This window comes from Serratia sp. HNCC26DJ244 (genome assembly GCF_057180565.1).
Window position 1 is genome coordinate 209,883 of sequence record NZ_JBXUGO010000004.1, and the last position, 24,752, is coordinate 234,634.

At 53.3% G+C, this 24,752-nt stretch carries 14 protein-coding genes and 1 pseudogene; 14 read left to right on the forward strand and 1 reads right to left on the reverse strand.

All coding sequences use genetic code 11. From position 1 onward, the window contains the following. The first annotated feature begins 477 nt into the window (after nucleotides 1-477). The 14 genes and pseudogenes from AC2A06_RS05440 to AC2A06_RS05505 form a co-directional block, all read left to right on the forward strand. Nucleotides 478-918 (forward strand): NADH-quinone oxidoreductase subunit A, encoded by a 441-nt coding sequence (locus AC2A06_RS05440; RefSeq protein ID WP_023491567.1) that lies wholly within the window; start codon nucleotides 478-480, stop codon nucleotides 916-918. Nucleotides 919-933: 15 nt separating this feature from the next. After that, complete coding sequence (locus AC2A06_RS05445) at nucleotides 934-1,608, forward strand: NuoB/complex I 20 kDa subunit family protein (RefSeq protein WP_023491569.1); 675 nt, start codon at nucleotides 934-936, stop codon at nucleotides 1,606-1,608. A gap of 43 nt (nucleotides 1,609-1,651) precedes the next feature. After that, nucleotides 1,652-3,448 (forward strand): NADH-quinone oxidoreductase subunit C/D, encoded by a 1,797-nt coding sequence (gene nuoC, locus AC2A06_RS05450; RefSeq protein WP_473197381.1) that lies wholly within the window; start codon nucleotides 1,652-1,654, stop codon nucleotides 3,446-3,448. A gap of 2 nt (nucleotides 3,449-3,450) precedes the next feature. Then, entirely contained in the window at nucleotides 3,451-3,978 is a 528-nt protein-coding gene (gene nuoE / locus AC2A06_RS05455) for an NADH-quinone oxidoreductase subunit NuoE (protein WP_484379607.1), read from the forward strand. Beyond that, nucleotides 3,975-5,327, forward strand: coding sequence for an NADH-quinone oxidoreductase subunit NuoF (gene nuoF / locus AC2A06_RS05460; protein ID WP_023491572.1), 1,353 nt, complete (start codon nucleotides 3,975-3,977; stop codon nucleotides 5,325-5,327). Before nuoE ends, nuoF begins: the two co-directional genes overlap by 4 nt. Before the next feature lie 157 nt (nucleotides 5,328-5,484). Further along, nucleotides 5,485-8,220: an NADH-quinone oxidoreductase subunit NuoG gene (gene nuoG / locus AC2A06_RS05465; RefSeq protein WP_484379608.1), complete on the forward strand. Its 2,736-nt coding sequence runs from the start codon at nucleotides 5,485-5,487 to the stop codon at nucleotides 8,218-8,220. Next, nucleotides 8,217-9,194: an NADH-quinone oxidoreductase subunit NuoH gene (nuoH, locus tag AC2A06_RS05470; protein ID WP_023491574.1), complete on the forward strand. Its 978-nt coding sequence runs from the start codon at nucleotides 8,217-8,219 to the stop codon at nucleotides 9,192-9,194. The genes nuoG and nuoH overlap by 4 nt, the downstream gene beginning before the upstream one ends. A gap of 14 nt (nucleotides 9,195-9,208) precedes the next feature. After that, on the forward strand, nucleotides 9,209-9,751 hold the full coding sequence (gene nuoI, locus AC2A06_RS05475) for an NADH-quinone oxidoreductase subunit NuoI (RefSeq protein WP_023491575.1): 543 nt from the start codon (nucleotides 9,209-9,211) through the stop codon (nucleotides 9,749-9,751). Nucleotides 9,752-9,759: 8 nt separating this feature from the next. Further along, on the forward strand, nucleotides 9,760-10,320 hold the full coding sequence (gene nuoJ, locus AC2A06_RS05480) for an NADH-quinone oxidoreductase subunit J (RefSeq protein WP_484379609.1): 561 nt from the start codon (nucleotides 9,760-9,762) through the stop codon (nucleotides 10,318-10,320). Next, a complete protein-coding gene (gene nuoK, locus AC2A06_RS05485) occupies nucleotides 10,317-10,619 on the forward strand; it encodes an NADH-quinone oxidoreductase subunit NuoK (RefSeq protein WP_023491577.1) in 303 nt (100 codons plus the stop codon). Before nuoJ ends, nuoK begins: the two co-directional genes overlap by 4 nt. Then, on the forward strand, nucleotides 10,616-12,463 hold the full coding sequence (nuoL, locus tag AC2A06_RS05490) for an NADH-quinone oxidoreductase subunit L (RefSeq protein ID WP_484379610.1): 1,848 nt from the start codon (nucleotides 10,616-10,618) through the stop codon (nucleotides 12,461-12,463). Before nuoK ends, nuoL begins: the two co-directional genes overlap by 4 nt. A 214-nt stretch (nucleotides 12,464-12,677) precedes the next feature. Beyond that, nucleotides 12,678-14,207, forward strand: a complete 1,530-nt coding sequence (gene nuoM / locus AC2A06_RS05495) for an NADH-quinone oxidoreductase subunit M (RefSeq protein ID WP_023491579.1) — start codon at nucleotides 12,678-12,680, stop codon at nucleotides 14,205-14,207. A 6-nt stretch (nucleotides 14,208-14,213) separates the two neighbouring features. Beyond that, nucleotides 14,214-15,671 carry an NADH-quinone oxidoreductase subunit NuoN gene (gene nuoN, locus AC2A06_RS05500; RefSeq protein WP_473197386.1) on the forward strand — a complete coding sequence of 486 codons (1,458 nt, stop codon included), beginning with the start codon at nucleotides 14,214-14,216 and terminating at the stop codon, nucleotides 15,669-15,671. Between the two features lie 113 nt (nucleotides 15,672-15,784). After that, nucleotides 15,785-15,952 (forward strand): annotated as a pseudogene (locus tag AC2A06_RS05505) (autotransporter outer membrane beta-barrel domain-containing protein); the annotation flags it as partial. Nucleotides 15,953-16,041: 89 nt separating this feature from the next. Here AC2A06_RS05505 and AC2A06_RS05510 read toward each other — a convergent pair. Beyond that, entirely contained in the window at nucleotides 16,042-24,708 is an 8,667-nt protein-coding gene (locus tag AC2A06_RS05510; protein ID WP_484379611.1) for a glycoside hydrolase family 94 protein, read from the reverse strand. Between the last annotated feature and the right edge of the window lie 44 nt (nucleotides 24,709-24,752).

A 24,752-nucleotide genomic window follows, 5' to 3' on the forward strand; every position in this document is an offset into this window, starting at 1 on the left:
GCTTCTGGTGCGATGATGTTAACAAATTGGTTTGTGTGTAAATTAATGTGTAGATTCTTTTGTTGAAATTGACAAAAGGCTATTGAAAGGAGTAAAAGCTCACAGCAAAATATTGCCTAATTCTCTGTAAAAGCAATGTGTTTGCGTGGCTCTACTCAACCTCTTTCAGGTTATAGCCAGCTGGCACGCGGGTGAATTGTCAACCAGGCAAGAGAGCCGAGTTCTGTAGTCAACTGTTTGTTACTTGAAAGATGATGGGTATATAGACCCAAGTTCATTCCAGTTGCAGGTAAAAGGCAAACGAATGAGTCTCTAGCAGCATAGTCAACTATGTGACTAGGGTGAATCAGCGCAGTCAACAACCCTGCAGTTAGAATGGCGACGGGGATATCTCCTTCCCTTGAATCGATGTGGTTCGCTCACCGCCGGTGATTAGAGCAGGCGTTCGCCACCACTTTTGATGAGTAAGCATAGAGTATGTCAACAACCACTGAAGTTATCGCTCATCACTGGGCATTCGTCGTATTTGTCATCATGGCTATTGGGCTTTGCGGCTTTATGTTGCTGGGCGCATTTTTCTTGGGTGGGAGAGCCCGGGGGCGTGCTAAAAACACACCTTATGAGTCGGGGATCGACTCTGTCGGCTCAGCGCGTATGCGCCTTTCAGCCAAATTTTATCTGGTCGCCATGTTCTTCGTTATCTTCGATGTTGAAGCCTTATATCTGTACGCTTGGTCGGTCTCGATTCGTGAGAGCGGTTGGGTAGGCTTTATCGAAGCCGCCATTTTCATTTTGGTGTTATTGGCAGGGTTGGTTTATCTGGTGCGTATCGGCGCATTGGATTGGGTCCCTGTGCGCTCTCAGCGCCTGAGCAAACCAAGCACAATCAAGAACGCCAGCAACAGTCATCCGCAGTAACAGTGAGGCATTAAGATGGACTATACGCTCACCCGCATAGACCCTAACGGTGAGAACGACCGTTATCCCCTGCAAAAACAGGAAATCGTTGGTGATCCTCTGGACCAGCAGGTTCATCGCACGGTCTACATGGGTAAACTTGAACATGCATTGCATGACATGGTGAACTGGGGGCGTAAAAACTCTCTTTGGCCCTATAACTTCGGCCTTTCATGCTGTTATGTGGAGATGGTGACATCATTTACTGCCATTAACGATGTGGCACGTTTTGGTGCAGAAGTATTGCGTGCATCCCCACGTCAGGCGGACTTTATGGTGGTAGCCGGGACTTGCTTCACTAAAATGGCCCCCGTTATTCAGCGTTTGTATGAACAGATGCTGGAGCCCAAGTGGGTGATCTCCATGGGCGCCTGCGCCAATTCCGGTGGTATGTACGATATCTACTCTGTGGTGCAGGGGGTGGATAAATTCCTGCCTGTTGATGTGTATATTCCAGGCTGCCCACCGCGTCCAGAGGCTTATATGCAGGCGTTACTGCTGCTGCAGGAGTCAATTGGTAAAGAGCGCCGCCCATTGTCGTGGGTTGTGGGCGAGCAGGGGGTTTACCGTGCCAATATGCAGTCAGAAAAAGCGCGAAAGCACGCGGAGCGTATTGCGGTAACCAATCTGCGGACGCCAGACGAGATTTAATCGAACTTGCGGCGAAATGACCCTTTAGTGTGGTGAAAAAATTATGACAGATTTAGCGACGCACGACGCCCTACCTGCCTGGGAAACCAGGGATCATCTGAATGATCCGGTGATTGGTGAACTGCGCAACCGTTTTGGGCCGGAAGCCTTCACTGTTCAGCCTACCCGTACGGGAATGCCGGTGGTATGGGTCAAACCTGATCAGTTACTGGACGTCATGACGTTCTTGAGAAAACAGCCGAAGCCTTATGTGATGCTGTTTGACTTGCATGGTATGGACGAGCGTTTGCGCACTCATCGCCAAGGCTTGCCAGCGGCAGATTTTTCTGTTTTCTACCATCTGATCTCTGTTGAGCGTAACCGCGACATCATGCTGAAAGTGGCACTGTCTGAAAAAGACCTTCATGTGCCCACAGTGACCAAGATATTTCCTAATGCCAACTGGTATGAGCGTGAAACTTGGGAGATGTTCGGTATCACTTTTGATGGTCACCCGCACCTGCGGCGCATCATGATGCCGCAAAGCTGGGAAGGTCATCCCCTACGTAAAGATTATCCGGCGCGCGCAACCGAATTCGATCCCTTTGTGTTGACCAAGCAGAAAGAAGATCTGGAAATGGAGTCGCTGAAATTCAGACCGGAAGAGTGGGGGATGAAGCGCAGTACAGACAATGAAGACTTCATGTTCCTTAACCTGGGCCCGAACCACCCCTCTTCCCATGGTGCGTTCCGTATCATTTTGCAGTTGGATGGTGAAGAAATTGTCGATTGCGTGCCGGATGTGGGTTACCACCACCGTGGCGCTGAGAAAATGGGTGAGCGGCAATCCTGGCATAGCTATATTCCTTACACCGATCGTATCGAATACCTCGGTGGCTGCGTAAACGAAATGCCTTACGTACTGGCGGTTGAAAAACTGGCCGGGATCGTGGTGCCGGATCGTGTCAACACCATTCGTGTGATGCTTTCTGAACTGTTCCGCATCAACAGCCACTTGCTGTACATCAGTACCTTTATTCAGGATGTGGGGGCGATGACCCCGGTGTTCTTCGCCTTTACCGACCGCCAGAAAGTGTATGATCTGGTGGAAGCGATTACCGGGTTCCGTATGCATCCCGCCTGGTTCCGTATTGGTGGTGTCGCCCATGATCTGCCCCGCGGTTGGGACCGTCTGCTGCGTGACTTCCTCAACTGGATGCCTAAGCGCCTCGACTCCTATGTAAAAGCAGCACTGCAAAACTCGATTCTTAAAGGGCGCTCTATTGGTGTCGCTTCCTACAATGCCAAAGAGGCATTGGAGTGGGGCGTGACGGGTGCAGGCTTGCGTGCCACCGGGGTTGAGTTTGATGTGCGCAAATGGCGCCCTTATTCCGGCTATGAGAACTTTGATTTTGAAGTACCGGTGGGTGACGGCAACAGTGACTGCTATACCCGAGTGATGCTCAAGGTAGAAGAGCTGCGCCAGAGTTTGCGTATTCTTGAACAGTGCTTGAACAACATGCCGGAAGGGCCGTTCAAGGCGGATCATCCGCTGACCACGCCGCCACCGAAAGAGCGCACGTTGCAGCATATTGAAACGATGATCACTCACTTCTTGCAGGTTTCCTGGGGCCCGGTGATGCCGGCTAACGAGTCATTCCAGATGGTGGAAGCCACCAAAGGGATCAACAGCTACTATCTGACCAGTGATGGTAGCACCATGAGTTACCGCACTCGAATTCGGACACCCAGCTATGCTCACCTGCAGCAAATTCCAGCGGTGATCCGCGGTAGCCTGGTTTCCGATTTGATCGTCTATCTGGGTAGTATCGATTTTGTAATGTCAGATGTGGACCGCTAACTATGCATGATCATGAAAACAATCACCCGGTGAACCAGGTGCTTGAGTCTGAAGCCGATGTCTTTGTGCTGAGTGCGCACGAACGTCAGGCGATCGAGCACGAGATGCACCATTACGAAGACCCGCGCGCCGCTTCCATTGAAGCCCTGAAAATAGTGCAGAAGCAGCGTGGTTGGGTTCCCGATGGGGCGATTTATGCCATCGCAGAGGTGCTGGGTATTCCTGCCAGCGACGTAGAAGGGGTGGCCACATTCTACAGCCAAATTTTCCGCCAACCCGTAGGGCGCCATGTGATCCGTTATTGTGACAGTGTGGTTTGTCACATCAATGGTTATCAGGGGATTCAAGCCGCTCTGGAGAATAAATTGGCTATCAAGCCAGGTCAAACCACGTTTGATGGCCGTTTTACATTACTGCCTACCTGCTGTTTGGGTAACTGCGACAAGGGGCCGAGTATGATGATTGATGAAGACACCCATGCTCACCTGACGCCGGAAAGCGCGGTCGAATTGTTGGAGCGGTATAAATGATGATGGATATCAAACGTACTGCTGAAATGCATCCGCTCACCTGGCGTTTGCGTGATGATCAACAACCGGTGTGGTTGGATGAGTATCGTAGCCAAAATGGTTATCAGGGGGCAGAAAAAGCCCTGAAAGGAATGGCGCCCGATGAGATAGTCAACCTGGTGAAAGAGGCCGGGTTGAAAGGCCGTGGTGGTGCTGGTTTCTCCACCGGGTTGAAGTGGAGCCTGATGCCGAAAGATGAATCCATGAACATTCGCTACCTATTGTGTAACGCGGATGAAATGGAACCAGGCACCTACAAAGACCGTTTATTGATGGAGCAATTGCCACACCTGTTGGTGGAAGGGATGTTGATTTCAGCTTTTGCGCTGAAGGCCTATCGCGGTTACATCTTCCTGCGTGGTGAATATGTTGAAGCTGCAGAACATTTGCGTCGCGCGATTAGTGAAGCGACGCAAGCGGGTTTGCTGGGCAAAAATATCCTGGGTAGTGGATTCGATTTTGAGCTGTTGGTGCATACCGGAGCTGGCCGTTACATCTGCGGTGAAGAAACGGCGCTGATCAACTCGCTGGAAGGCCGCCGTGCCAACCCACGTTCCAAACCGCCGTTCCCGGCTACCTCTGGGGCCTGGGGTAAACCCACCTGTGTCAACAACGTAGAAACCTTGTGTAACGTGCCTGCCATTCTTGAACACGGTGCGGATTGGTATAAAGGGATCTCGGCAGGTAAGAGTAACGACGCCGGTACCAAATTGATGGGCTTCTCTGGCCGGGTGAAAAACCCGGGTTTGTGGGAGTTGCCGTTTGGTATCACCGCCCGTGAAATTCTGGAAGATTACGCTGGTGGCATGCGTGATGGTTTGCGTTTTAAAGCCTGGCAGCCAGGGGGCGCGGGTACCGATTTCCTCACCGCTGACCACTTGGATCTCCCGATGGATTTTGAAAACATCGCTAAGGCGGGCAGCCGTTTGGGCACTGCGCTGGCGATGGCGGTAGACCATGAGATTGGTATGGTTCCCCTGGTGCGCAACCTGGAAGAGTTTTTTGCGCGCGAGTCCTGCGGTTGGTGTACCCCTTGCCGGGACGGCCTGCCATGGAGCGTGAAGATTCTGCGTGCTCTGGAGCGGGGCGAAGGGCAGCCGGGGGATATTGAAACCCTGGAGCAGTTGTGCCGCGCCTTGGGGCCGGGCAAAACGTTTTGTGCCCATGCACCTGGTGCCGTAGAGCCGCTACAGAGTGCGATTAAATATTTCCGCGATGAGTTTGAAGCCGGTATTGCGCCACAGTATTTGGGCAATGTTCAGGCGATTGGTGGTATTCAGCCAAACAACTTATTGAAGCAACGCTGGTAATCACATCGGTGTCAAGAGACGCAATGGCGGCTCCTGGCCTACCAGCCAAGAAATTTTTTATAATTAACGCTTGAAAAGTAACCGGCAATTTACCTGGCAGCGAGACTGCGAAGTAAAAGCTGACAGTTACCTCAGGCCATTTGGAAGCATGCTGACTATGGCTACGATTCATGTAGACGGCAAAGAATACGAGGTTGATGGAGCAGATAACCTGTTACAGGCATGTCTCTCTCTGGGCCTTGATATTCCCTATTTTTGCTGGCATCCGGCGCTTGGAAGCGTCGGCGCTTGCCGCCAATGTGCGGTAAAGCAATACCAAAATGCGGACGATACCCGTGGCCGTTTGGTGATGTCTTGTATGACACCAGCATCGGATGGAACCTTTATTTCCATTGATGATGCTGAAGCCAAACAGTTTCGTGAGAGTGTGGTCGAATGGTTGATGACCAATCACCCGCACGACTGCCCGGTGTGTGAGGAGGGCGGTAACTGTCACTTGCAGGATATGACGGTGATGACCGGACATAGTTTCCGTCGCTACCGTTTCACCAAGCGTACCCATAACAATCAGGAGTTGGGGCCATTTATCTCTCATGAGATGAACCGTTGCATTGCCTGTTACCGCTGTGTGCGTTACTACAAAGACTACGCGGATGGTACCGACTTTGGCGTCTATGGGGCACACGACAATGTCTATTTCGGCCGCCCGGAAAGTGGCACGCTGGAAAGCGAGTTTTCTGGCAACCTGGTAGAAGTCTGCCCAACTGGCGTATTTACCGACAAAACCCACTCAGAGCGCTATAACCGTAAGTGGGATATGCAGTTTGCGCCAAGCATCTGCCAACAGTGCAGTGTGGGGTGTAATACCAGCCCTGGTGAGCGCTATGGTGAATTGCGTCGCATTGAAAACCGCTATAACGGTAGCGTAAACCACTACTTCCTGTGTGATCGCGGCCGTTTTGGTTATGGTTATGTGAATCTGAAAGATCGTCCTCGGCTGCCACAACAGTTGCGCGGTAGTGACTGGATCACCTTGAATGCCGAACAGGCAATGCAAGGGGCGGCAGATATTCTGCGTCAAGCGAAGAAAACCATCGGTATCGGTTCCCCTCGCGCCAGCCTGGAAAGCAACTTTGCGTTACGTGAACTGGTTGGGGCGGAAAACTTTTATAGCGGCATTAGCCAAGCGGAACAGCAACGTTTGCACCTGATGCTCAACGTGCTGAAAAACAGTGGGGTTTATACCCCGAGCCTGCGTGAGATCGAAAGCTACGACGCGGTACTGGTATTAGGTGAAGACCTGACCCAGACAGCGGCCCGTATTGCGCTGTCGGTTCGTCAGGCGGTGAAAGGTAAAGCACGTGCCATGGCAGCCGCGCAACGGGTGGCTGATTGGCAGATCGCCGCAGTACAGAACATTGGCCAACATGCGAAACATCCGCTGTTTGTCACCAATGTTGATAGCACCCGTCTGGATGATATTGCTGCTTGGAGTTATCACGCGCCGGTTGATGAGCAAGCCCGTCTCGGTTTCGCTATCGCCCATGCACTGGACAACTTAGCGCCAGCGGTAGCCGGGTTGTCTGATGATCTCAACAAGAAGATTGATGTGATCGTGCAGGCCTTGGCGGGTGCACAGAAACCATTAATCGTCACCGGCAGCAATGTGGGCAGCGAAGCGATTATTGCGGCGGCCGCCAACATTGCCAACGCCTTGAAAGCTCGTGGTTCTAACGTGGGCATCACTTTGGTTGCTGCGGATGCCAACAGCCTCGGTTTGTCGATGATCGGTGGTGGTTCCCTTGATGAAGCGCTGCGGGAATTGGAAAGTGGCGCGGCGGATACCGCGATTGTGATGGAGAACGACCTCTATCGTCATGCGCCTGCGGCCAGAGTGGATGCCGCATTGGCACAAGTTCGCAACCTGATCGTTGCTGATCATCAGCGCACTACCCTGATGGATAAGGCTAACCTGATCCTGTCTGCCGCCAGTTTTGCCGAGAGTGATGGCACCGTGGTGAATCAGGAAGGGCGCGCACAGCGTTTCTTCCAGGTATACGATCCGTCTTATTACGATGATGCCAAGAAAGATATTCATAGCATCATATTGGAAAGCTGGCGTTGGATGCATTCATTGCACTCTGCTTATGCCAGCCGCCAGGTGGACTGGACGCAGTTGGATGATGTGATTGCCGCTTGTGTGGCAGCATTACCTCAACTGCAGGGGGTTCAGGAGGCGGCACCGGATGCAACATTCCGTATTCGTGGGCAGAAACTGGCTCGTTCACCGCACCGCTATAGTGGACGTACTGCGATGCGGGCTAACATCAGTGTGCATGAGCCCCGTCAGCCTCAGGATAAAGACAGTATGTTTGCCTTCTCGATGGAAGGGACCAACAGCCCACTGGCTGATCGCCAGCAGATCCCTTTCGCCTGGATGCCGGGTTGGAACTCACCACAGGCCTGGAACAAATTCCAGGCGGAAGTGGGCGGCAAACTGCGCCATGGGGACCCAGGGATACGCCTGATCGAAGCGGGGGAGGGCAACCTGGGTTACTTCTCTTCAATTCCACTGCCATTTATGGCGGAAGGCTGGCGTGTAGCCCCTTATTACCACCTGTTTGGCAGTGACGAAACCTCACAACGTTCAGCGGTGTTCCAACAGCGGATGTCACCCGCTTATGTGATGCTCAACGCTGCAGATGCCGAACAACTGGGTGTTAACGCCGGGGCGATGCTGGAGTTCGACTGTGTGGGTCAAACGTTACGTTTGCCGCTACGTTTGAGTGAAACCTTAAGCCAGGGCCAGATCGGTTTGCCGCTTGGCTTGCCAGGGATCCCGCCGATACTGGTGGGGGAAATGGTTGAAAATCTGCGGGAGGCAGCACGATGAGCTGGTTTACACCTGAGGTAATCGACATTCTGATCGCCATTCTAAAAGCGGTGGTGATCCTGCTCGTGGTGGTCACCTGCGGTGCCTTTATGAGTTTTGGCGAACGCCGCCTGTTGGGGCTGTTCCAGAACCGTTATGGGCCAAACCGTGTTGGTTGGGGGGGATCACTGCAGTTAGTCGCTGACATGATCAAAATGTTCTTCAAGGAAGACTGGGTACCGACCTTTGCTGACCGGGTGATCTTTACCCTGGCACCGATGATCGCCTTTACTTCCCTGTTACTGGCCTTTGCCATTGTCCCGGTCAGCCCGACTTGGGTGGTGGCGGATCTTAACATCGGCATTCTGTTCTTCCTGATGATGGCTGGGTTAGCGGTGTATGCAGTGCTGTTCGCTGGCTGGTCGAGTAACAACAAATACTCGTTGCTGGGGGCGATGCGTGCTTCTGCGCAAACGCTAAGCTATGAAGTGTTTCTCGGCCTGTCGCTGTTGGGCGTCGTCGCCCAGGCGGGCTCGTTCAACATGCAGGCGATTGTCGAGTCGCAAGCCCATGTCTGGAATGTCATCCCGCAATTTTTTGGTTTCCTGACCTTTGCCATTGCCGGGGTTGCGGTGTGTCACCGTCATCCCTTTGACCAACCCGAGGCTGAACAGGAACTGGCGGATGGTTACCATATTGAATACTCCGGCATGAAGTTCGGTCTGTTCTTTGTGGGGGAGTATATCGGCATCGTGACGGTATCAGCCTTGATTGTCACGCTGTTCTTCGGCGGTTGGCATGGGCCGTTTTTGCCACCATTTATCTGGTTCGCACTGAAAACCGCCTTCTTCATGGTGATGTTCATTCTGATCCGTGCTTCGCTGCCACGTCCGCGTTATGACCAGGTGATGTCGTTTGGTTGGCGCGTTTGTCTGCCATTGACGCTGCTGAATCTGTTGGCAACCGCTGCGGTCATTTTGTACCAAGCTGAATAAGGGGTGAATAAACCATGACATTGAAAGAGTTGGTGGTTGGTTTCGGCACCCAGGTGCGCAGTCTTTGGATGATTGGCCTGCATGCCTTCGCCAAACGCGAAACCCTAATGTATCCGGAAGAACCAGTCTATTTGCCACCACGTTACCGTGGTCGCATCGTGCTGACGCGTGATCCCAATGGTGAAGAGCGTTGTGTGGCCTGTAACCTGTGCGCCGTGGTCTGCCCGGTGGGCTGTATTTCACTGCAAAAAGCCGAGCATGAAGATGGGCGTTGGTACCCGGAGTTTTTCCGTATCAACTTCTCACGTTGCATCTTCTGCGGTTTGTGTGAAGAGGCCTGCCCAACCACCGCGATCCAATTGACCCCTGATTTTGAAATGGGTGAGTTCAAACGCCAGGATTTGGTCTACGAAAAAGAAGATCTGTTGATCTCGGGGCCGGGTAAATATCCGGAATATAACTTTTACCGCATGGCCGGTATGGCGATTGACGGCAAAGCCAAGGGCGAAGCCGAAAATGAAGCCAAACCGATCGACGTCAAAGGTCTGTTGCCGTAGGAGCAAGCATGGAAATTGCCTTTTATTTGGCAGGTTTGATTGCGATAGTCGCGACGATACGCGTTATTTCGCATACCAATCCTGTACATGCGCTGCTGTATCTGATCGTGTCTCTCTTGGCGATCTCGGCAGTCTTTTTCTCACTGGGGGCTTATTTTGCCGGGGCGTTGGAAATCATCGTTTATGCGGGTGCCATCATGGTGCTGTTCGTGTTTGTGGTGATGATGCTCAACCTGGGTGGTTCCGTACAACAGCAAGAGCGTGAGTGGTTGAAACCCTCTGTCTGGATTGGCCCCGCGTTGTTGTCACTGGTTTTATTGCTGGTGTTGATTTTTGCTATCCGCAGTGTGGCGGATCAAGGCATCAGCGGGGAAGTGATCGATGCCAAAGCGGTGGGTATCAGTCTGTTCGGCCCTTATGTGCTGGCGGTTGAACTGGCTTCAATGCTGCTGTTGGCGGGGCTGGTGGTTGCCTTCCATATTGGCCGTGAAGAAAAAGCCGGTGAAGTGCTGAGTAATACCGCCGCAAGCAGTGACATGGCGAAAAGAAAATCGGAGGAGCAAGCATGATCCCTCTTCAACATGGGCTTATCCTGGCGGCAATTCTGTTTGCACTGGGGCTGGGCGGGTTGATATCCCGGCGTAATCTGCTGTTTATGCTCATCAGCCTGGAAGTGATGATCAACGCTGCGGCATTGGCGTTTATCGTAGCGGGGAGCTATTGGCATCAGCCAGATGGGCAGATTATGTATATCTTGGCGATCAGCCTGGCAGCCGCCGAAGCCAGTGTCGGCTTGGCATTGCTGCTGCAGCTCTACCGTCGCCGTCATACCCTGAATATTGATACTGTCAGTGAGATGCGCGGATGAATCTATTATATTTAACCATTCTGCTGCCGCTGCTCGGCTTCCTGTTGCTGGCGTTTTCCCGGGGGCGCTGGTGTGAAAACCTGGCCGCAACCGTCGGCGTTGGCTCAGTTGGCCTGGCAGCACTGGTCACGGCCTATGCCGCTGTGGATTTTCTTGCTCAACAGGCTACGGGTGTTCAGCTGTTTGAACAACACCTGTGGACCTGGATGGCGGTAGGCAATTTCAACATTGGGGTTACCTTGGTGTTGGATGGCCTGTCACTCACTATGCTGTCGGTGGTCACGGGTGTCGGTTTCTTAATTCACATGTATGCCTCTTGGTATATGCGTGGTGAAGAGGGATATTCACGCTTCTTCGCTTATACCAACCTATTTATCGCCAGCATGGTGGTTCTGGTTCTGGCCGATAACCTGTTGCTGATGTACCTGGGCTGGGAAGGTGTTGGTCTGTGCAGTTACCTGTTGATCGGTTTTTACTATAAAAACCCGGCTAATGGGGCGGCGGCAATGAAAGCCTTTATCGTCACCCGTGTGGGTGATGTGTTCTTGGCTTTTGCGCTGTTTATTCTGTATCAGCAACTGGGCACGCTGAACATTCGTGAACTGATGGTGCTGGCACCACAGAAACTGGCGGTGGGCGACAGTGCGATTACCTGGGCAACCCTGATGTTACTGGGTGGTGCGGTGGGTAAATCGGCACAGTTACCGTTGCAAACCTGGCTGGCGGATGCGATGGCCGGCCCAACCCCGGTATCTGCTTTGATTCACGCGGCCACCATGGTGACTGCGGGTGTTTACCTGATTGCCCGTATGAACGGTTTGTTCCTGATGGCGCCACAAGTGTTGGAGCTGGTGGGCGTGGTCGGTGGGGTCACCTTGCTATTGGCGGGTTTTGCCGCGCTGGTGCAGACCGATATCAAACGCGTGTTAGCCTACTCAACCATGAGCCAGATTGGTTATATGTTCCTGGCGCTAGGCGTACAGGCTTGGGATGCGGCAATCTTCCATCTGATGACACACGCCTTCTTCAAAGCCTTGCTGTTCCTCTCCTCTGGCTCAGTGATTCTGGCCTGTCACCATGAACAGAACATTTTCAAAATGGGGGGCTTGCGCAAGAGCATTCCACTGATTTATGTCTGCTTCCTGGTGGGGGGCGCTGCTTTGTCGGCACTGCCTATGGTTACCGCAGGTTTCTTCAGTAAGGATGAGATCCTGGCTGGCGCGATGGCTAACGGCCATTTCAACCTGATGATGGCAGGGTTGGTGGGGGCATTTATGACTTCACTGTATACCTTCCGTATGATCTTTATCGTGTTCCATGGTGAAGAGAAAATCAAAGCCCATGCCGTGAAAGGGATTACTCACCACTTGCCACTGCTGGTGCTGTTGGTGCTGTCCACCTTTGTGGGTGCGATGATTGTTCCACCACTTTCTGGGGTACTGCCGTCAACCACCGAGTTGCCACATGGCAATGTGCTGACGTTGGAAATCACCTCTGGGGTGGTGGCTATCATCGGTATCCTGTTGGCAGCTGCGCTGTGGTTAGGTAAACGCACCCTGGTAAACAGCATCGCGCAAAGTGCGCCAGGGCGTTTCTTGTCAACCTGGTGGTTTAATGCCTGGGGCTTTGACTGGCTGTATGACAAGGTGTTTGTCAAACCCTACCTGGCGATTGCCAGATTGCTGCAAAGCGATCCACTGAATTCACTGATGAACTTGCCTGCAATCTTTGCCCGCTGGGGTAATCGTGGTTTGGCGGTGAGTGAGAACGGTTATATCCGCTGGTATATCGCCTCTATGGGGGTGGGCGCCGTGCTGGTATTGGCGCTGTTGATGATGGTTTAACAGAGCAGTTTGGACACAATTATCGGGCGTAGCGCTCGTTAATTTAGCGCTATGTACAACGTTTTTGCTTTACACCCAAGAATTTCAAATTGGAGCTAGGCGGCAAGTGCACGAATCCCCAGGAGCTTACACAAGTAAGTGACTGGGGTGAGTAAACGTAGCCAACAACGCTCCAGCTTGAAAGAGACGGGTAGAATAAGGGATACAAAACGCCATGATATTAACTTGGCTAATTCTTCTCCCCTTTATCGGTGGTCTGCTGTGTTGGCAGAGTGAGCGTTTCGGCACTAAAATGCCGCGCTGGATCGGATTGATCGCGATGGGGCTGACATTAGTTCTCACCTTGCAACTGTGGTGGCAGGGCAACTATTCACTGCTTAAGCCGTTGGGGATTCCACAGTGGCAGTCTGAGTTTTCTGTACCGTGGATCCCGAGCTTTGGTATCAGCTTCCACCTGGCACTGGATGGTTTGTCGCTACTGATGGTGGTGTTGACCAGCTTGCTAGGGGTGGTGGCAATACTCTGTTCCTGGAATGAAATCCAGCGAAATCAGGGTTTTTTCCACCTGAACCTGCTGTGGATCCTCGGTGGGGTTATCGGGGTGTTCCTCGCCATTGACTTGTTCCTGTTCTTCTTCTTCTGGGAAATGATGTTGGTGCCGATGTATTTCCTGATTGCTCTGTGGGGGCATAAGGCATCGGATGGTAAAACCCGTATTACGGCGGCTACCAAGTTCTTTATCTATACCCAGGCCAGTGGTCTGGTGATGTTGGTTGCCATCCTCGGCTTGGTGTTTGTTCATCATAATGCCACTGGTGCCTGGACCTTCAACTATGTAGAACTGTTGAACACGCCAATGTCGCACCAAGTGGAATACCTGCTGATGCTGGGCTTCTTTATCGCTTTCGCGGTGAAAATGCCAGTGGTGCCATTACACGGCTGGTTGCCGGATGCTCATAGCCAGGCACCGACTGCGGGTTCGGTGGACTTGGCAGGGATTTTGTTGAAAACGGCGGCCTATGGCCTGTTGCGTTTCAGCTTGCCGCTGTTCCCTAATGCTTCGGCTGAGTTTGCACCGATCGCCATGTGGTTGGGGGTGATTGGTATCTTCTACGGTGCCTGGATGGCATTTGCCCAAACCGATATCAAACGTCTGATTGCTTATACTTCCGTTTCCCATATGGGCTTTGTGCTGATTGCCATCTATACCGGTAGCCAATTAGCTTACCAGGGGGCGGTGATCCAGATGATTGCTCACGGCCTTTCTGCCGCCGGGTTGTTTATTATCTGTGGCCAGTTGTATGAACGCCTGCATACCCGCGATATGCGTCAGATGGGCGGCTTGTGGGGGCGGATCAAGTATATCCCTGCGCTTTCCCTGTTCTTTGCCGTGGCCACTCTGGGGATGCCGGGTACCGGTAACTTTGTCGGTGAATTTATGATCCTGTTTGGTAGCTTCCAGGTTACCCCGGTGATCACGATAATTTCAGCTTTCGGTCTGGTGTTTGCTTCGGTTTATGCCTTGATGATGATGCAACGTGCTTACTACGGTGCGCCGAAGTCAGACCAACCGTTGCCGGGCATGAGTGCTCGTGAATTGTTTATCGTTCTGCTGTTGGTGGTGCTGTTGGTGCTGTTGGGGGTCTATCCTCAACCGGTTCTGAATACCTCAAGTGCAGCGATGGACAACGTGCAACACTGGTTTGGTCCGTCAGTTTCAGCCATTTTAACTACAAGGCCGTAATTCGCCATGACAATAACTCCTCAACAACTGATCGCACTGTTACCGCTGTTGATCGTCGGATTGACGGTGGTGGTTGTGATGCTGTGCATTGCGTGGCGACGCGACCACTTTATCAATGCTACTCTGGCTGTCGTCGGCCTTAACCTGGCACTGCTTTCGCTCTATTTTGTCGGACAAGTTGGTCCGATAGACGTCACTCCGCTGGTGCGGATTGACGGTTATTCGATGTTCTATACTGGGCTGGTGCTGTTGGCCAGCTTGGCAACTTGTACCTTTGCCTACCCTTGGCTGGCGGGTTACCCGGATAACCGTGAAGAGTTCTACCTGCTGGTATTGATTGCTACCATGGGGGGGCTGTTACTCGCCAGTGCCAACCATCTGGCTTCGCTATTCCTCGGCATTGAACTGGTTTCGTTACCGCTGTTTGGCCTGATTGGTTATGCCTACCGCCAGAAGCGTTCGTTAGAAGCCGCCATCAAGTATATGGTGCTCTCTGCTGCTGCCTCCAGCTTCCTGCTGTTTGGTATGGCGCTGCTGTATGCCGAGTCGGGTGACCTGTCATTGGCGGGCCTGGGCAAGAGTTTGCAGGAACATCTGGTTCACCAGCCACTGGTGTTGGCAGGGATGGGCATGATGCTGGTTGGCCTCGGCTTTAAACTTTCGTTGGTGCCATTCCAGTTGTGGACGCCGGATGTTTATCAAGGCGCCCCAGCACCGGTTTCAACCTTTCTGGCAACTGCCAGCAAGGTTGCGATCTTTGCGGTAGTGATGCGTTTGTTCCTGTATGCGCCCGCTGCTGATCATGAAGCGCTGCGCATCGTGCTGGCGGTGATCGCCTTCTGTTCGATCCTGTTTGGTAACCTGATGGCGATTAACCAGACGAACATTAAGCGGTTGCTGGGTTACTCCTCCATCGCTCATCTGGGTTATCTGTTGGTGGCGCTGATCGCGGTACAAAGCCACGATCTGGCACTGGAAACCGCTGGTGTTTATCTGACCGGTTATCTGTTCAGCAGTTTGGGCGCCTTCGGGGTGGTGAGTTTAATGTCCAGCCCTTACCGTGGGCCGGATGCCGATTCGCTGTTCTCTTACCGCGGTCTGTTTTGGCATAAGCCTATTCTGTCGGCGGTGATGACGGTGATGATGTTGTCATTGGCCGGTATCCCGATGACGCTGGGCTTTATTGGTAAGTTCTATGTGGTTGCCATGGGCGTTAGCGCGCATCTGTGGTGGTTGACCGGTGCGGTGGTGGTCGGTAGTGCCATTGGTTTGTACTACTACTTGCGTGTGATCGTCAGCCTCTATTTAAGCGCCCCAGAAACCTTGAGACGGGATACCCCCAACAACTGGGCATTGACCGCCGGTGGGGTGGTGGTGCTGATTTCAACGGTGTTGGTACTGTTGTTGGGGCTCTACCCGCAACCACTGATTACCCTGGTGCAGATGGCAAAACCGATGTTTTGATCGTTGGCGGGTCATAACTGGACAACAAACATTAGTACAGCAGGGCAGGCCGATGTGTCTGCCCTTAATATCAATAGAGCACCCGTTGTTGGGTGCTTTTATTTTTATGCAAAACTACGATGAATGATATCACCGTCAAGCAAGACGGAGCCGCCAATATTGCCGAGCTGAAACTGGGCGTGGAAGGGCAAGTCAACAAGCAGGTGAATCTGTGGGGCAACGTTGGCCAGCAACTGGGTAACAATGGCTACAGCGATACTGCCGTGAAATACCACTTCTAATGCAGGTGCGCCTTCCCTGTCTGCGCACTTTCGCAGGCAGGGAAGGCAGTTGTTTGCCTAGGGTTTATGGAGTTGATTACCCATTCACTTTACGCTTGATGATCGCCCTCAATGCCCAATATCACTTCCACTTGATAGATTTTCCCCGTATCAAGCAAGGTAATCACTGGTTGTGGTTGCCGTTCACCGTCAACGAACACTTGCGTGTGGCCCTCGCCTTGGCGCAGTACTAAGCGATATTCGCTGCTCCCTTCACGGTAGGTTAGCGTAACTGGCGGCCAACCAACGGGTAACCGGGTGTTGATGGCCAGGGTATTGCCACGGCGTTTTAGCCCAAGTAGTGACTCTATGATTAGCCGATACATCCAGCCTGCTGAACCGGTATACCAGCTCCAACCACCACGGCCAATATGCGGGGCGACGGCATAAATATCCGCCGTAGCAACATAAGGCTCAACTTTGTAGCGATCTGCCGCCATGCTGTCTAGGCTATGGTTGATCGGGTTAATCAAGGCCATCAATTCCCAGGCACGTTCGATATTGCCCATTTCGGCGAACGCCATTACTGCCCATATGGCCGCATGAGTATATTGTCCGCCGTTTTCCCGCACACCGGGCAGATAACCACGGATATAACCTGGGTTCGGGCCCTTGCCATCAAAAGGTGGCGTCAGTAGTTTGATGATCCCGGCCTGGTTATCCACCAGGTGCTTATCCAACGATTGCATCGCCTGCGTACTGCGTGCTGAGTCGCCACCGCCGGAAAGAACTGACCAGCTCTGGGCGATGGCATCAATGCGGCACTCCGCGCTGTGCTGCGACCCCAAAGGTTCGCCATTGTCGAAGTAGCCACGGCGGTACCACTCACCATCCCAGGCGTGAGCGTGCAGGTTAACGCGCAGTTGTTCCGCTTGCTGTTGGCACCATTGCGCTAATTCTGGATCACTATGCTGGTAAGCAAGCTTGCCGTAGCGTTGCAGAATAGAGAACAGGAAGAAACCGAGCCAAACACTCTCGCCACGACCTTCCGCGCCGACTTTATCCATGCCGTCGTTCCAGTCACCACTGCCCATCAGTGGCAGCCCGTGCTCACCCAGTCTCAGGCCATGCTTCAGCGCTCTGACACCGTGCAGATACAGGCTCTCTTGTTCGGTACTGGTACCCGGTTGTTCGTAACATGACTCTTCACCCGGTGCCAATGGGCGTGCTGTCAGATAACTTACCTGCTGTTGAAGAACTGCCTGATCGTCCGTGGCATCAAGATAATGGCAAATAGCCAAAGGCAACCACAGGTAATCATCGGAACAGCGGGTGCGTACCCCATTGCCCTGTGGCGGATGCCACCAGTGCTGAACATCCCCTTCAATAAATTGCCGCGAAGCACATAACAGGATTTGTTCGCGTAGACGTTCAGGCTGGGTGTGTGTCAGTGCCAGCGTATCTTGCAGTTGATCGCGGAATCCAAACGCACCACCCGATTGATAATACCCGCTGCGGGCTTGAAGGCGGCAGGCGATGGTTTGATACAGCAGCCAGCCATTAGCCAGCAGATCGACAGCCGGATAGGGGGTGGCGATTTGTACCTTGTTCAGCAGCCGGTCCCAGTGTTGCTCCACCTGGTGTAACTCGTGATGCAGCACATCTTCTTGCAGATAATGGCGTAGCAGGGCTTCGGCTTCGTCAGTATCTTGCCCCAGGCCTAGAGCGAACACCCAACTGCGTTGGTCGCCATCAATGAGGCTAATGGCAGACTGAACGGCCCCACAAGGGTCCAGACCAGCGCCGGTCTTGCCGGATAACCGTCGTAATTTCAGAACGGCAGGGTCGGCCAGCGTACCGTTGCGGCCAATAAATTCCCGCCGATCACCGGTGATTGAACAATGTACGCCAGTCACGCCGAAGAACGCAGTGCGTGGCGAACCACTACTGGTGTAATAGTTGTTGGCGAGGATGCCGCAACCCCCAGGCACGGTTGCGCTGCGGGTCACGACATGCATTGCCGCTTTTTGGCGCGAATCACCGAGGATAAACTCCATATATCCGGTGGTAGAGAGCCTACGGGTTCGCCCAGAGGCATTAGTCAGGGTGAGCAGGAACAACTTCACCGGTGCATCTTTGGCCACCAGCACCGTCAGTTGGCTATCGATACCGCTTTCCCGGTGCTCGAACACGCTATAGCCAAAACCATGGCGTGTCAGGTAATGACCACTCCCTTTGGCGGGGAGTGGTGTCGGTGACCAAATATGCCCACTCTCTTCATCACGCAGATAGAAGGCTTCACCGCTACGGTCACTCACCGGGTCGTTATTCCACGGGGTCAAGCGGTACTCGTGGGCGTTTTCATACCAGGTATAAGCCTGGCCACTTTCTGAGACCACTGAGCCGAACATCTCATTGGCAATCACGTTTGCCCAAGGTGCTGGCGTGACCCGGCTTTCGTTAACGGCGATGACATATTCGCGGCCATTTGCCGAGAAGCCCCCATAGCCGTTGTAGAATTGCAGGTTATCGATGTCAGGTAGCTGGGGTGAATGCAGGTTGTGCGGTAAACGAGTCAGGACAGCCAGCTTAGAGGAGGCGGTTGGCGGGCCTAATGGTTGCTGTTGGGTTGGTGGCTGTTGCAAACGTTGGTTGAGTTGCTCCACCAGCCCACCGCGCCGATCATCCAGATAAATCCGCGCTACGCTCAGTAGCAGGGTACGGTCTTCCGGCGACATCAATTCGCCGGAGCGAACGAAGATCCCACCAGGCTTGTCAGTCAGGCATGACTCCATGCCAGCGGCAATCATCTCCATGATCTGATTTTGCAGATCTTGCCGATAACCCCCGAGATCCTGATTAATAATCACCAGATCAACCTGTAGCCCTTTCAAGCGCCAGTAGTTATGTGCCTGGATCAGCTTTTTCACCAGTGCGATATTCTCACTGTCGCTGACAGATAACAGCACAATAGGTAGATCACCGGAGATGGAATAGCCCCAAAGCCCGGATTGTCCACGGCGGTTATTGATGATTTCACTGCTGGCGGCACGCATCTCCTGTGCCGGGAATACCACCGCGCTGGCCAAGCGATTAAACAGATTGGCGTCTTCTTCATTGGCATTAAGCTGGCGTAGCACTACTTGGCTGTGTGACCAGGCCAGTTCGAAAATACGGTCCGCCATATAGCGGTCACGGTATTTCTCCAACATTGCCAGGCTGCTGTCACGGTCTTCACAAACGCCATAGAAGATATCTAGCGTCAACGGTTGATTGGGTTTAAGCACCACCTGCTGGCGGATAGCCATGATCGGGTCGAGCACTGCGCCGGCGCTATTGGTCAGGGGGCGGTTCTGATGCAGCGCCTGCGGGTTGGCTGGCGTGCGACCCCGGCCAATAAACTTGGCCCGATCGGTTTCAAACGAGGTCTGGTTACTGCCCCCTGGCAGGATCATCATATGCAGCAACCACGGCGATTTTTCTTGCGGTTCACGGGGGCGGCGGTGGCACAGAATGGCGTCCTGATCAGGCAGTAACTCGGTTTGTACAAACAGATTGCTGAATGCAGGATGGGCCAGGTCATTGTTGGCTGGGGCAAGCACCACTTCGGCATAGCTGGTAATTTCGATGATGCGCGTTTGTTTGCCACGGTTAACCAAGGTCAGGCGGCGCAGTTCGATATCATCCTCTGGTGAAATCACCACTTGAGTTTTCACCGAAAGCATCCCCTGCTGGCGCTGGAACTCCGCACCTGCGTCGTTGAAGGTGGCGCGGTAACCCCCTTTCTCGCTTCCTCCGGTAGGCTGCCAGGTGTTACTCCACACCTCACCGGTTTGTGGATCACGCAGGTAACAGAAAGCCCCCCAGTTGTCGCAGGTGGCATCCTCGCGCCAACGTGTCAATGCCAGATCCTGCCAGCGACTATAGCTACCACCACTTTGGCTGATCATTAGGTGATAGTTGGCATTAGACAGCAGTTGCACTTCGGGGATGAAGGAATCGACACCGGTGAATTCGCGGGCAGCAAAACTGGCCGGTGTAATGGTGCCTTCATGAGTTTCGAAGTGGCGGCGGGTACTGTAAAGCTCGATGGCATCCGGCACCCGTTCCTGCAAAACCAGCCGGGTTGACTGGAAAGCAGGGTAGCGGGAAAAACGTTTTACCATTGGCGCATCCAATAACAGATGCGATAACGCCAGGAAGCTCATCCCCTGATGGTGAGCCATATAGGAACGGACAATCACATACAGTTGCCCCCAACTGAGGCGCGACGCGGTGTAATCCAGTGCTTCGTAGAAACCATAACGCCCTTTGGCGCCGTTTTTTTCCAGCGTCAGCAAATTGTTGCAGGCACTGTCGGGGTCAACCATCAACGCCAGTAGGGTGGCGTAAGGGGCGATGACCATGTCATCCCCCAGCCCGCGTCGCAAGCCTAATCCCGGCACCCCAAAGGCGTGATATTGGTAGTTTTGCAACACATCAAAGCCAAAATAGCCGGATTCAGAAATCCCCCACGGGACACCGCACTCTTTGCCCCAGGCAATTTGCCGTTTTACGGCCGCACGGCACATTTGCACCAGAACGGTATTGGGGTAGGCCGGCATCACCAATTGCGGCATCAGGTATTCGAACATCGAACCGCTCCAGGACATCAGGGCCGGTTCTTTATTGATCAGGGTAAACAGCCGCCCCAGTGCAAACCAACTGCGCTGCGGGATTTGGTTGGTGGCAATGGCGACATAGTTGGTCAGGCGGATTTCTGAGGCCAACAGATCATATTTACTGCTGTCTGCGCGGTTTTGATCGCAGTTGAAACCGACAGTCAGCAAATGTGTGGTTTTGTCGTACAGGAAACTGAAATCCATCTGCGCCATGTTTTCTAACCGCTGTTGCAACAGCGTCAAGTGTGCCAGGCGTTCGGTAGCCAGTTGAGTCACGCTATCAAGTTGCACTTGCTGCTCTGCGGATAGCCTCAGCTGTTTGGGCGGGTTGGCTAACCAGTGCAGGCTGGGCACTTGTTCCAGTGCCGGCAGGCTGTTGTTCAACCAACCAAACCATAAGCTCCACTCGGTGCTGAGTTCGTTGAGTTGTTGCTGAAAAGCAGCGGCCCAGCGTTGAGTCGCTTCGCCCTGTTGCCGTGCGCTTTCCTGCAGGTTTTGGCTCTCACTAAGCAACGTATTCAGTTCAGTTTGCAGTGCTGCAGTAGGGGCATTGTTTGCCCGTTGCCACAGTTTGCGCAACTGCTGCAAGGCTTGGGGGGCGGTGGCTCCCCAGTGCTGCTCTAGCAACAACAGGGTGTCATCAAGCCCGCCAAGCAGGCGTGACGGGTCGACCACCGGTTGATTGGCCAACGGCGGTAGCCCGGCACTTAATGTCAGTAGATGAGCCGCGAAGTTACCACTGTCCACGCTGGAGACATAGCGCGGGCTCAGGGGTTCCAGGGTCCGGGTGTCATACCAGTTGTACAGATGACCCCGGTAACGCTCCATACGCTCCAGTGTGCCCAAGGTCAGAGTAATGCGCTGTAAGGCACCACTGAGGGTGAGATAACCGAAGTCATAGGCGGTGAGATCTGCCAGCAGCGACAGCCCGATATTGGTGGGTGAAGTACGATGCGCGATCATCGGCTCCGGGATCTCCTGGAAGTTATCCGGCGGTAACCAATTCTCTTGTTCAGTGACAAAGGTGGCAAAAAACGCCCAGGTTTCACGGCTGGTCTGGCGCAAGTAGCGGCGTTGCGTAAGGGTGAGGGCAGCTTTAACTCGCAGTGGCTCAAGGCTGAGGTGATAAAGCAGGAACGGCGACAGCACCCACAAAATGGCTAATGGCAGGGCGAGCAATATAGCGATCGCGCCAGAAAACGCCGCCAGTAGCAAGAGCAGTACACCAGCCAACGGGTTGAACCACAGCTTGCAGTAGTAATTGGCCAGCGTGACCGCCTGGTGCTGTTGGGATTGAGCGTAGCTGCTCCACTCTTGCAGACGATGTTTGCTTACCAGTAAACGCCACAGCGTGATAGCAATGGCCTTCAGGCTGTAGAGGGCTTCATGGGGTAATTCGGTTAGTCGTAGGCCAACCTGCGCCAGCCGGTGTAGTGACCCTTTGAGTTTCAACTGTAAATGCTGGCGATAAGGCTGGTGCGGCGGTTTGCGTACCCCATCTTGCAACAGTGCCAGCAGCGTGGGTAGCAGCAGAATAATGGCGAAGACAGCAAACCAGTAGCCGGTATCCGGTAACCAGCCAATGCTAAGGAACAACAGCAACAGTAAACAAGGGGAGACCAGGCTACGGCGCAGGTTATCCAGCAGTTTCCAGCGCGATAGGTGGCTCAGCGGATTGGTTGCACGGGTGCCATCCTCAGTGACCACCTGGGGGCGCAGCCAGTTGAGTAATTGCCAGTCGCCACGGATCCAGCGTGAACGGCGCGCCACGTCTACCAGATAAGTGCCGGGATATTGCTCATAAAGCAACACATCACTGAGTAAACCCGAGCGGGCATAGCAACCTTCCAACAGGTCGTGGCTCAAGACCAGATTTTCTGGGAAAGAGCCTTGCAGACTGTGGGAAAAGACATCGACGTCATAAATCCCTTTACCAATAAACGAACCTTCACCAAACAGATCCTGGTAAATATCAGAGGAGATCTGCGTGTAGGGGTCATTGCCCGGTGTGCTGCTACAGAGTGCTGCATAGTGGCTCTGACCATAAGTGGGGATCTCTTCTGCCATTCGTGGCTGCAGGACAGCATAGCCAGCCACTACCCGATTGTGTGTGGCATCGTATTGCGGTTGATTCAATGGGTGTGCCATAGCAGCAATCAACTGATGGGCGGTTTCACGCGGCAAAATGGTGTCGCTATCGAGCGTAATAACATATTTAACGGTTTTTAACTGCGTTAACCCTTGCCCTATTTGGCTGGAAAATCCATTACCTCGATTGCGTAGCCAATCATTCAAGGCATTTAGCTTGCCACGCTTACGTTCCAACCCCATCCAGGTTTGCTGCTTTTCATTCCACAGGCGTTCCCGGTGGAACAGAAAGAAGTGACTGGCACCTTCGCTGCTATAGCGGGTATTCAGCTCATTGACCTTTTGGCTGGCATAAGCCAGTAGCTCGGCATCATCCGCCTGGTGTTGCTGTGCGGCATCATTAAAGTCGGTCAGTAAGGCGAAATGCAGATGCGGCATCGAATTGCCCAGATAACAGACTTCCAACGTATTGATCAATTGGTCAATATTCGCTTTATGGCTGATCAAGGTCGGGAACACCACCAGGGTGCGGTATTTTTCCGGGATGCCGTTGGAAAAATCGAGCCTGGGTAGCGGTTTTGGTGAACAGTTACGGCTGGTGGTTTCACTGAGTAAGTTGACCATCAACTGACTGACCACGACCACTAATGGGCAGATCAGCAGCAGCAACCCCCAAGTGATGCCGGTGTGATAAGTATGGTGCAGTACTACGGCACAGGCCGCGGTAGTGAGCAGGCTGAGGCTACCGACCCAAGAGAGCAGCGGGTACTGATTGAAGAGTTGACTGATACGGCTTATGCGCCCGAAACGGACCTGGAGTTGTTGTTCCAGTTGTGGGCGGCCATCATCAATCAGGTAATAGCCGATATGGTGCGTTCGTGGGTTGCTATTGGCCTGTTCAGCGGCGGCCCGTGCCATATTCAGCGCCTGCTTTGCCACTTGGACCTCACTATGCGGGCACTGGCGCGCGAGCGTTTCGATCACATGGCGATAGTGGTCACGGGTATTGAAATGCATTAATGGGTAGATGCCTGCGGGGTCTTCACTCAAAGTATGGTCAACGTGACTCATGGCTTCGACAAATTCCGCCCAATCCATTTCGCTCAGTTGACGCAGACCCGCAATACTGTTGCTGACAGAGAGTTGATTAGAGGCCAACTGCTGGTTGAAACGATGAATCAACTCATCTGAGGTCAAGCTGACTTCCGCCAGGCGTTGTTCAACCCAGGTCAGTGGTAGCGCCAACATGGTGCCATGGCCCCGTAGGCGACGGGCCAGTTCGGCCACGAAGGCACTGGTGCGCGGCGGGTTAGAACGCGCCATATCGGCAATGACGATAATCAAGTTGGCGGGGTCGTTTTTTGCCGACTCGAGCATTTTAGTCACCCAGCTATCCGCCAGATTGCGTTCCTGTTGCACCTGGGCTACTTCTAACGCCACTCGGCGTAAGTTTTCAATCAGTGCCAGCCTGAGCATACCGGGTAACGCCCAGAGTTCCCCCAGCGTTAAATTCACTTCTGTCTGGTAGGCGGCAATATAGCGCATCAGGCTTTCGGCATCCCAACGCCCATCACCATGAGCAATCGCCTCGGTGGCGATATCGTAAATCCGTGGGCAGTTGTGTGGCACCATCAACCGGGGCAACCAGCGGCCAAAGGTTTTTGGCAGATGATGGCGGACCACGCGAATTTGTTCTTCAATCAGGTAAAAATTGTCCAGCAGCCAATCGCCTGCGGGGGTCATGATGCTTTTCTTGCCGTTGCTTAATTGGCGGCAACTTTCTGTCAAAACCTGTTCGTTATCATTAAGGCGTTTGAGTAAATGGTAGGGGGATTTACCGCTTGCCAGTTTATGTGAACGAGCCAGGCGTTGGCCGTAGCGTTCCATTTGGTCGATAGAAAATAGCTCGGCTTTGATGTTGCTGGCGGGAAGAATGTCGGCAACCGCCTGGTGATGCCGTGATAGCCACTGGGTGACTTTGGTATTGTTTCGGGTGTTTTTCAACCAACCTATAAATCTTTCTTTCATGTAAAAGCTCCTTGCATCTGACCAAAAGGGCTGGTGGCATTAGC

Excerpts from the sequence above, each read along its gene's own strand:
- nuoC (WP_473197381.1), top strand. The coding sequence starts at position 1,652 with ATGACAGATTTAGCGACGCACGACGCCCTACCTGCCTGGGAAACCAGG.
- nuoK (WP_023491577.1), top strand. The coding sequence starts at position 10,317 with ATGATCCCTCTTCAACATGGGCTTATCCTGGCGGCAATTCTGTTTGCA.
- AC2A06_RS05440 (WP_023491567.1), top strand. The coding sequence starts at position 478 with ATGTCAACAACCACTGAAGTTATCGCTCATCACTGGGCATTCGTCGTA.
- nuoJ (WP_484379609.1), top strand. The coding sequence starts at position 9,760 with ATGGAAATTGCCTTTTATTTGGCAGGTTTGATTGCGATAGTCGCGACG.
- nuoI (WP_023491575.1), top strand. The coding sequence starts at position 9,209 with ATGACATTGAAAGAGTTGGTGGTTGGTTTCGGCACCCAGGTGCGCAGT.
- nuoH (WP_023491574.1), top strand. The coding sequence starts at position 8,217 with ATGAGCTGGTTTACACCTGAGGTAATCGACATTCTGATCGCCATTCTA.
- nuoN (WP_473197386.1), top strand. The coding sequence starts at position 14,214 with ATGACAATAACTCCTCAACAACTGATCGCACTGTTACCGCTGTTGATC.
- AC2A06_RS05445 (WP_023491569.1), top strand. The coding sequence starts at position 934 with ATGGACTATACGCTCACCCGCATAGACCCTAACGGTGAGAACGACCGT.
- nuoE (WP_484379607.1), top strand. The coding sequence starts at position 3,451 with ATGCATGATCATGAAAACAATCACCCGGTGAACCAGGTGCTTGAGTCT.
- AC2A06_RS05510 (WP_484379611.1), bottom strand. The coding sequence starts at position 24,708 with ATGAAAGAAAGATTTATAGGTTGGTTGAAAAACACCCGAAACAATACC.
- nuoF (WP_023491572.1), top strand. The coding sequence starts at position 3,975 with ATGATGATGGATATCAAACGTACTGCTGAAATGCATCCGCTCACCTGG.
- nuoG (WP_484379608.1), top strand. The coding sequence starts at position 5,485 with ATGGCTACGATTCATGTAGACGGCAAAGAATACGAGGTTGATGGAGCA.
- nuoL (WP_484379610.1), top strand. The coding sequence starts at position 10,616 with ATGAATCTATTATATTTAACCATTCTGCTGCCGCTGCTCGGCTTCCTG.
- nuoM (WP_023491579.1), top strand. The coding sequence starts at position 12,678 with ATGATATTAACTTGGCTAATTCTTCTCCCCTTTATCGGTGGTCTGCTG.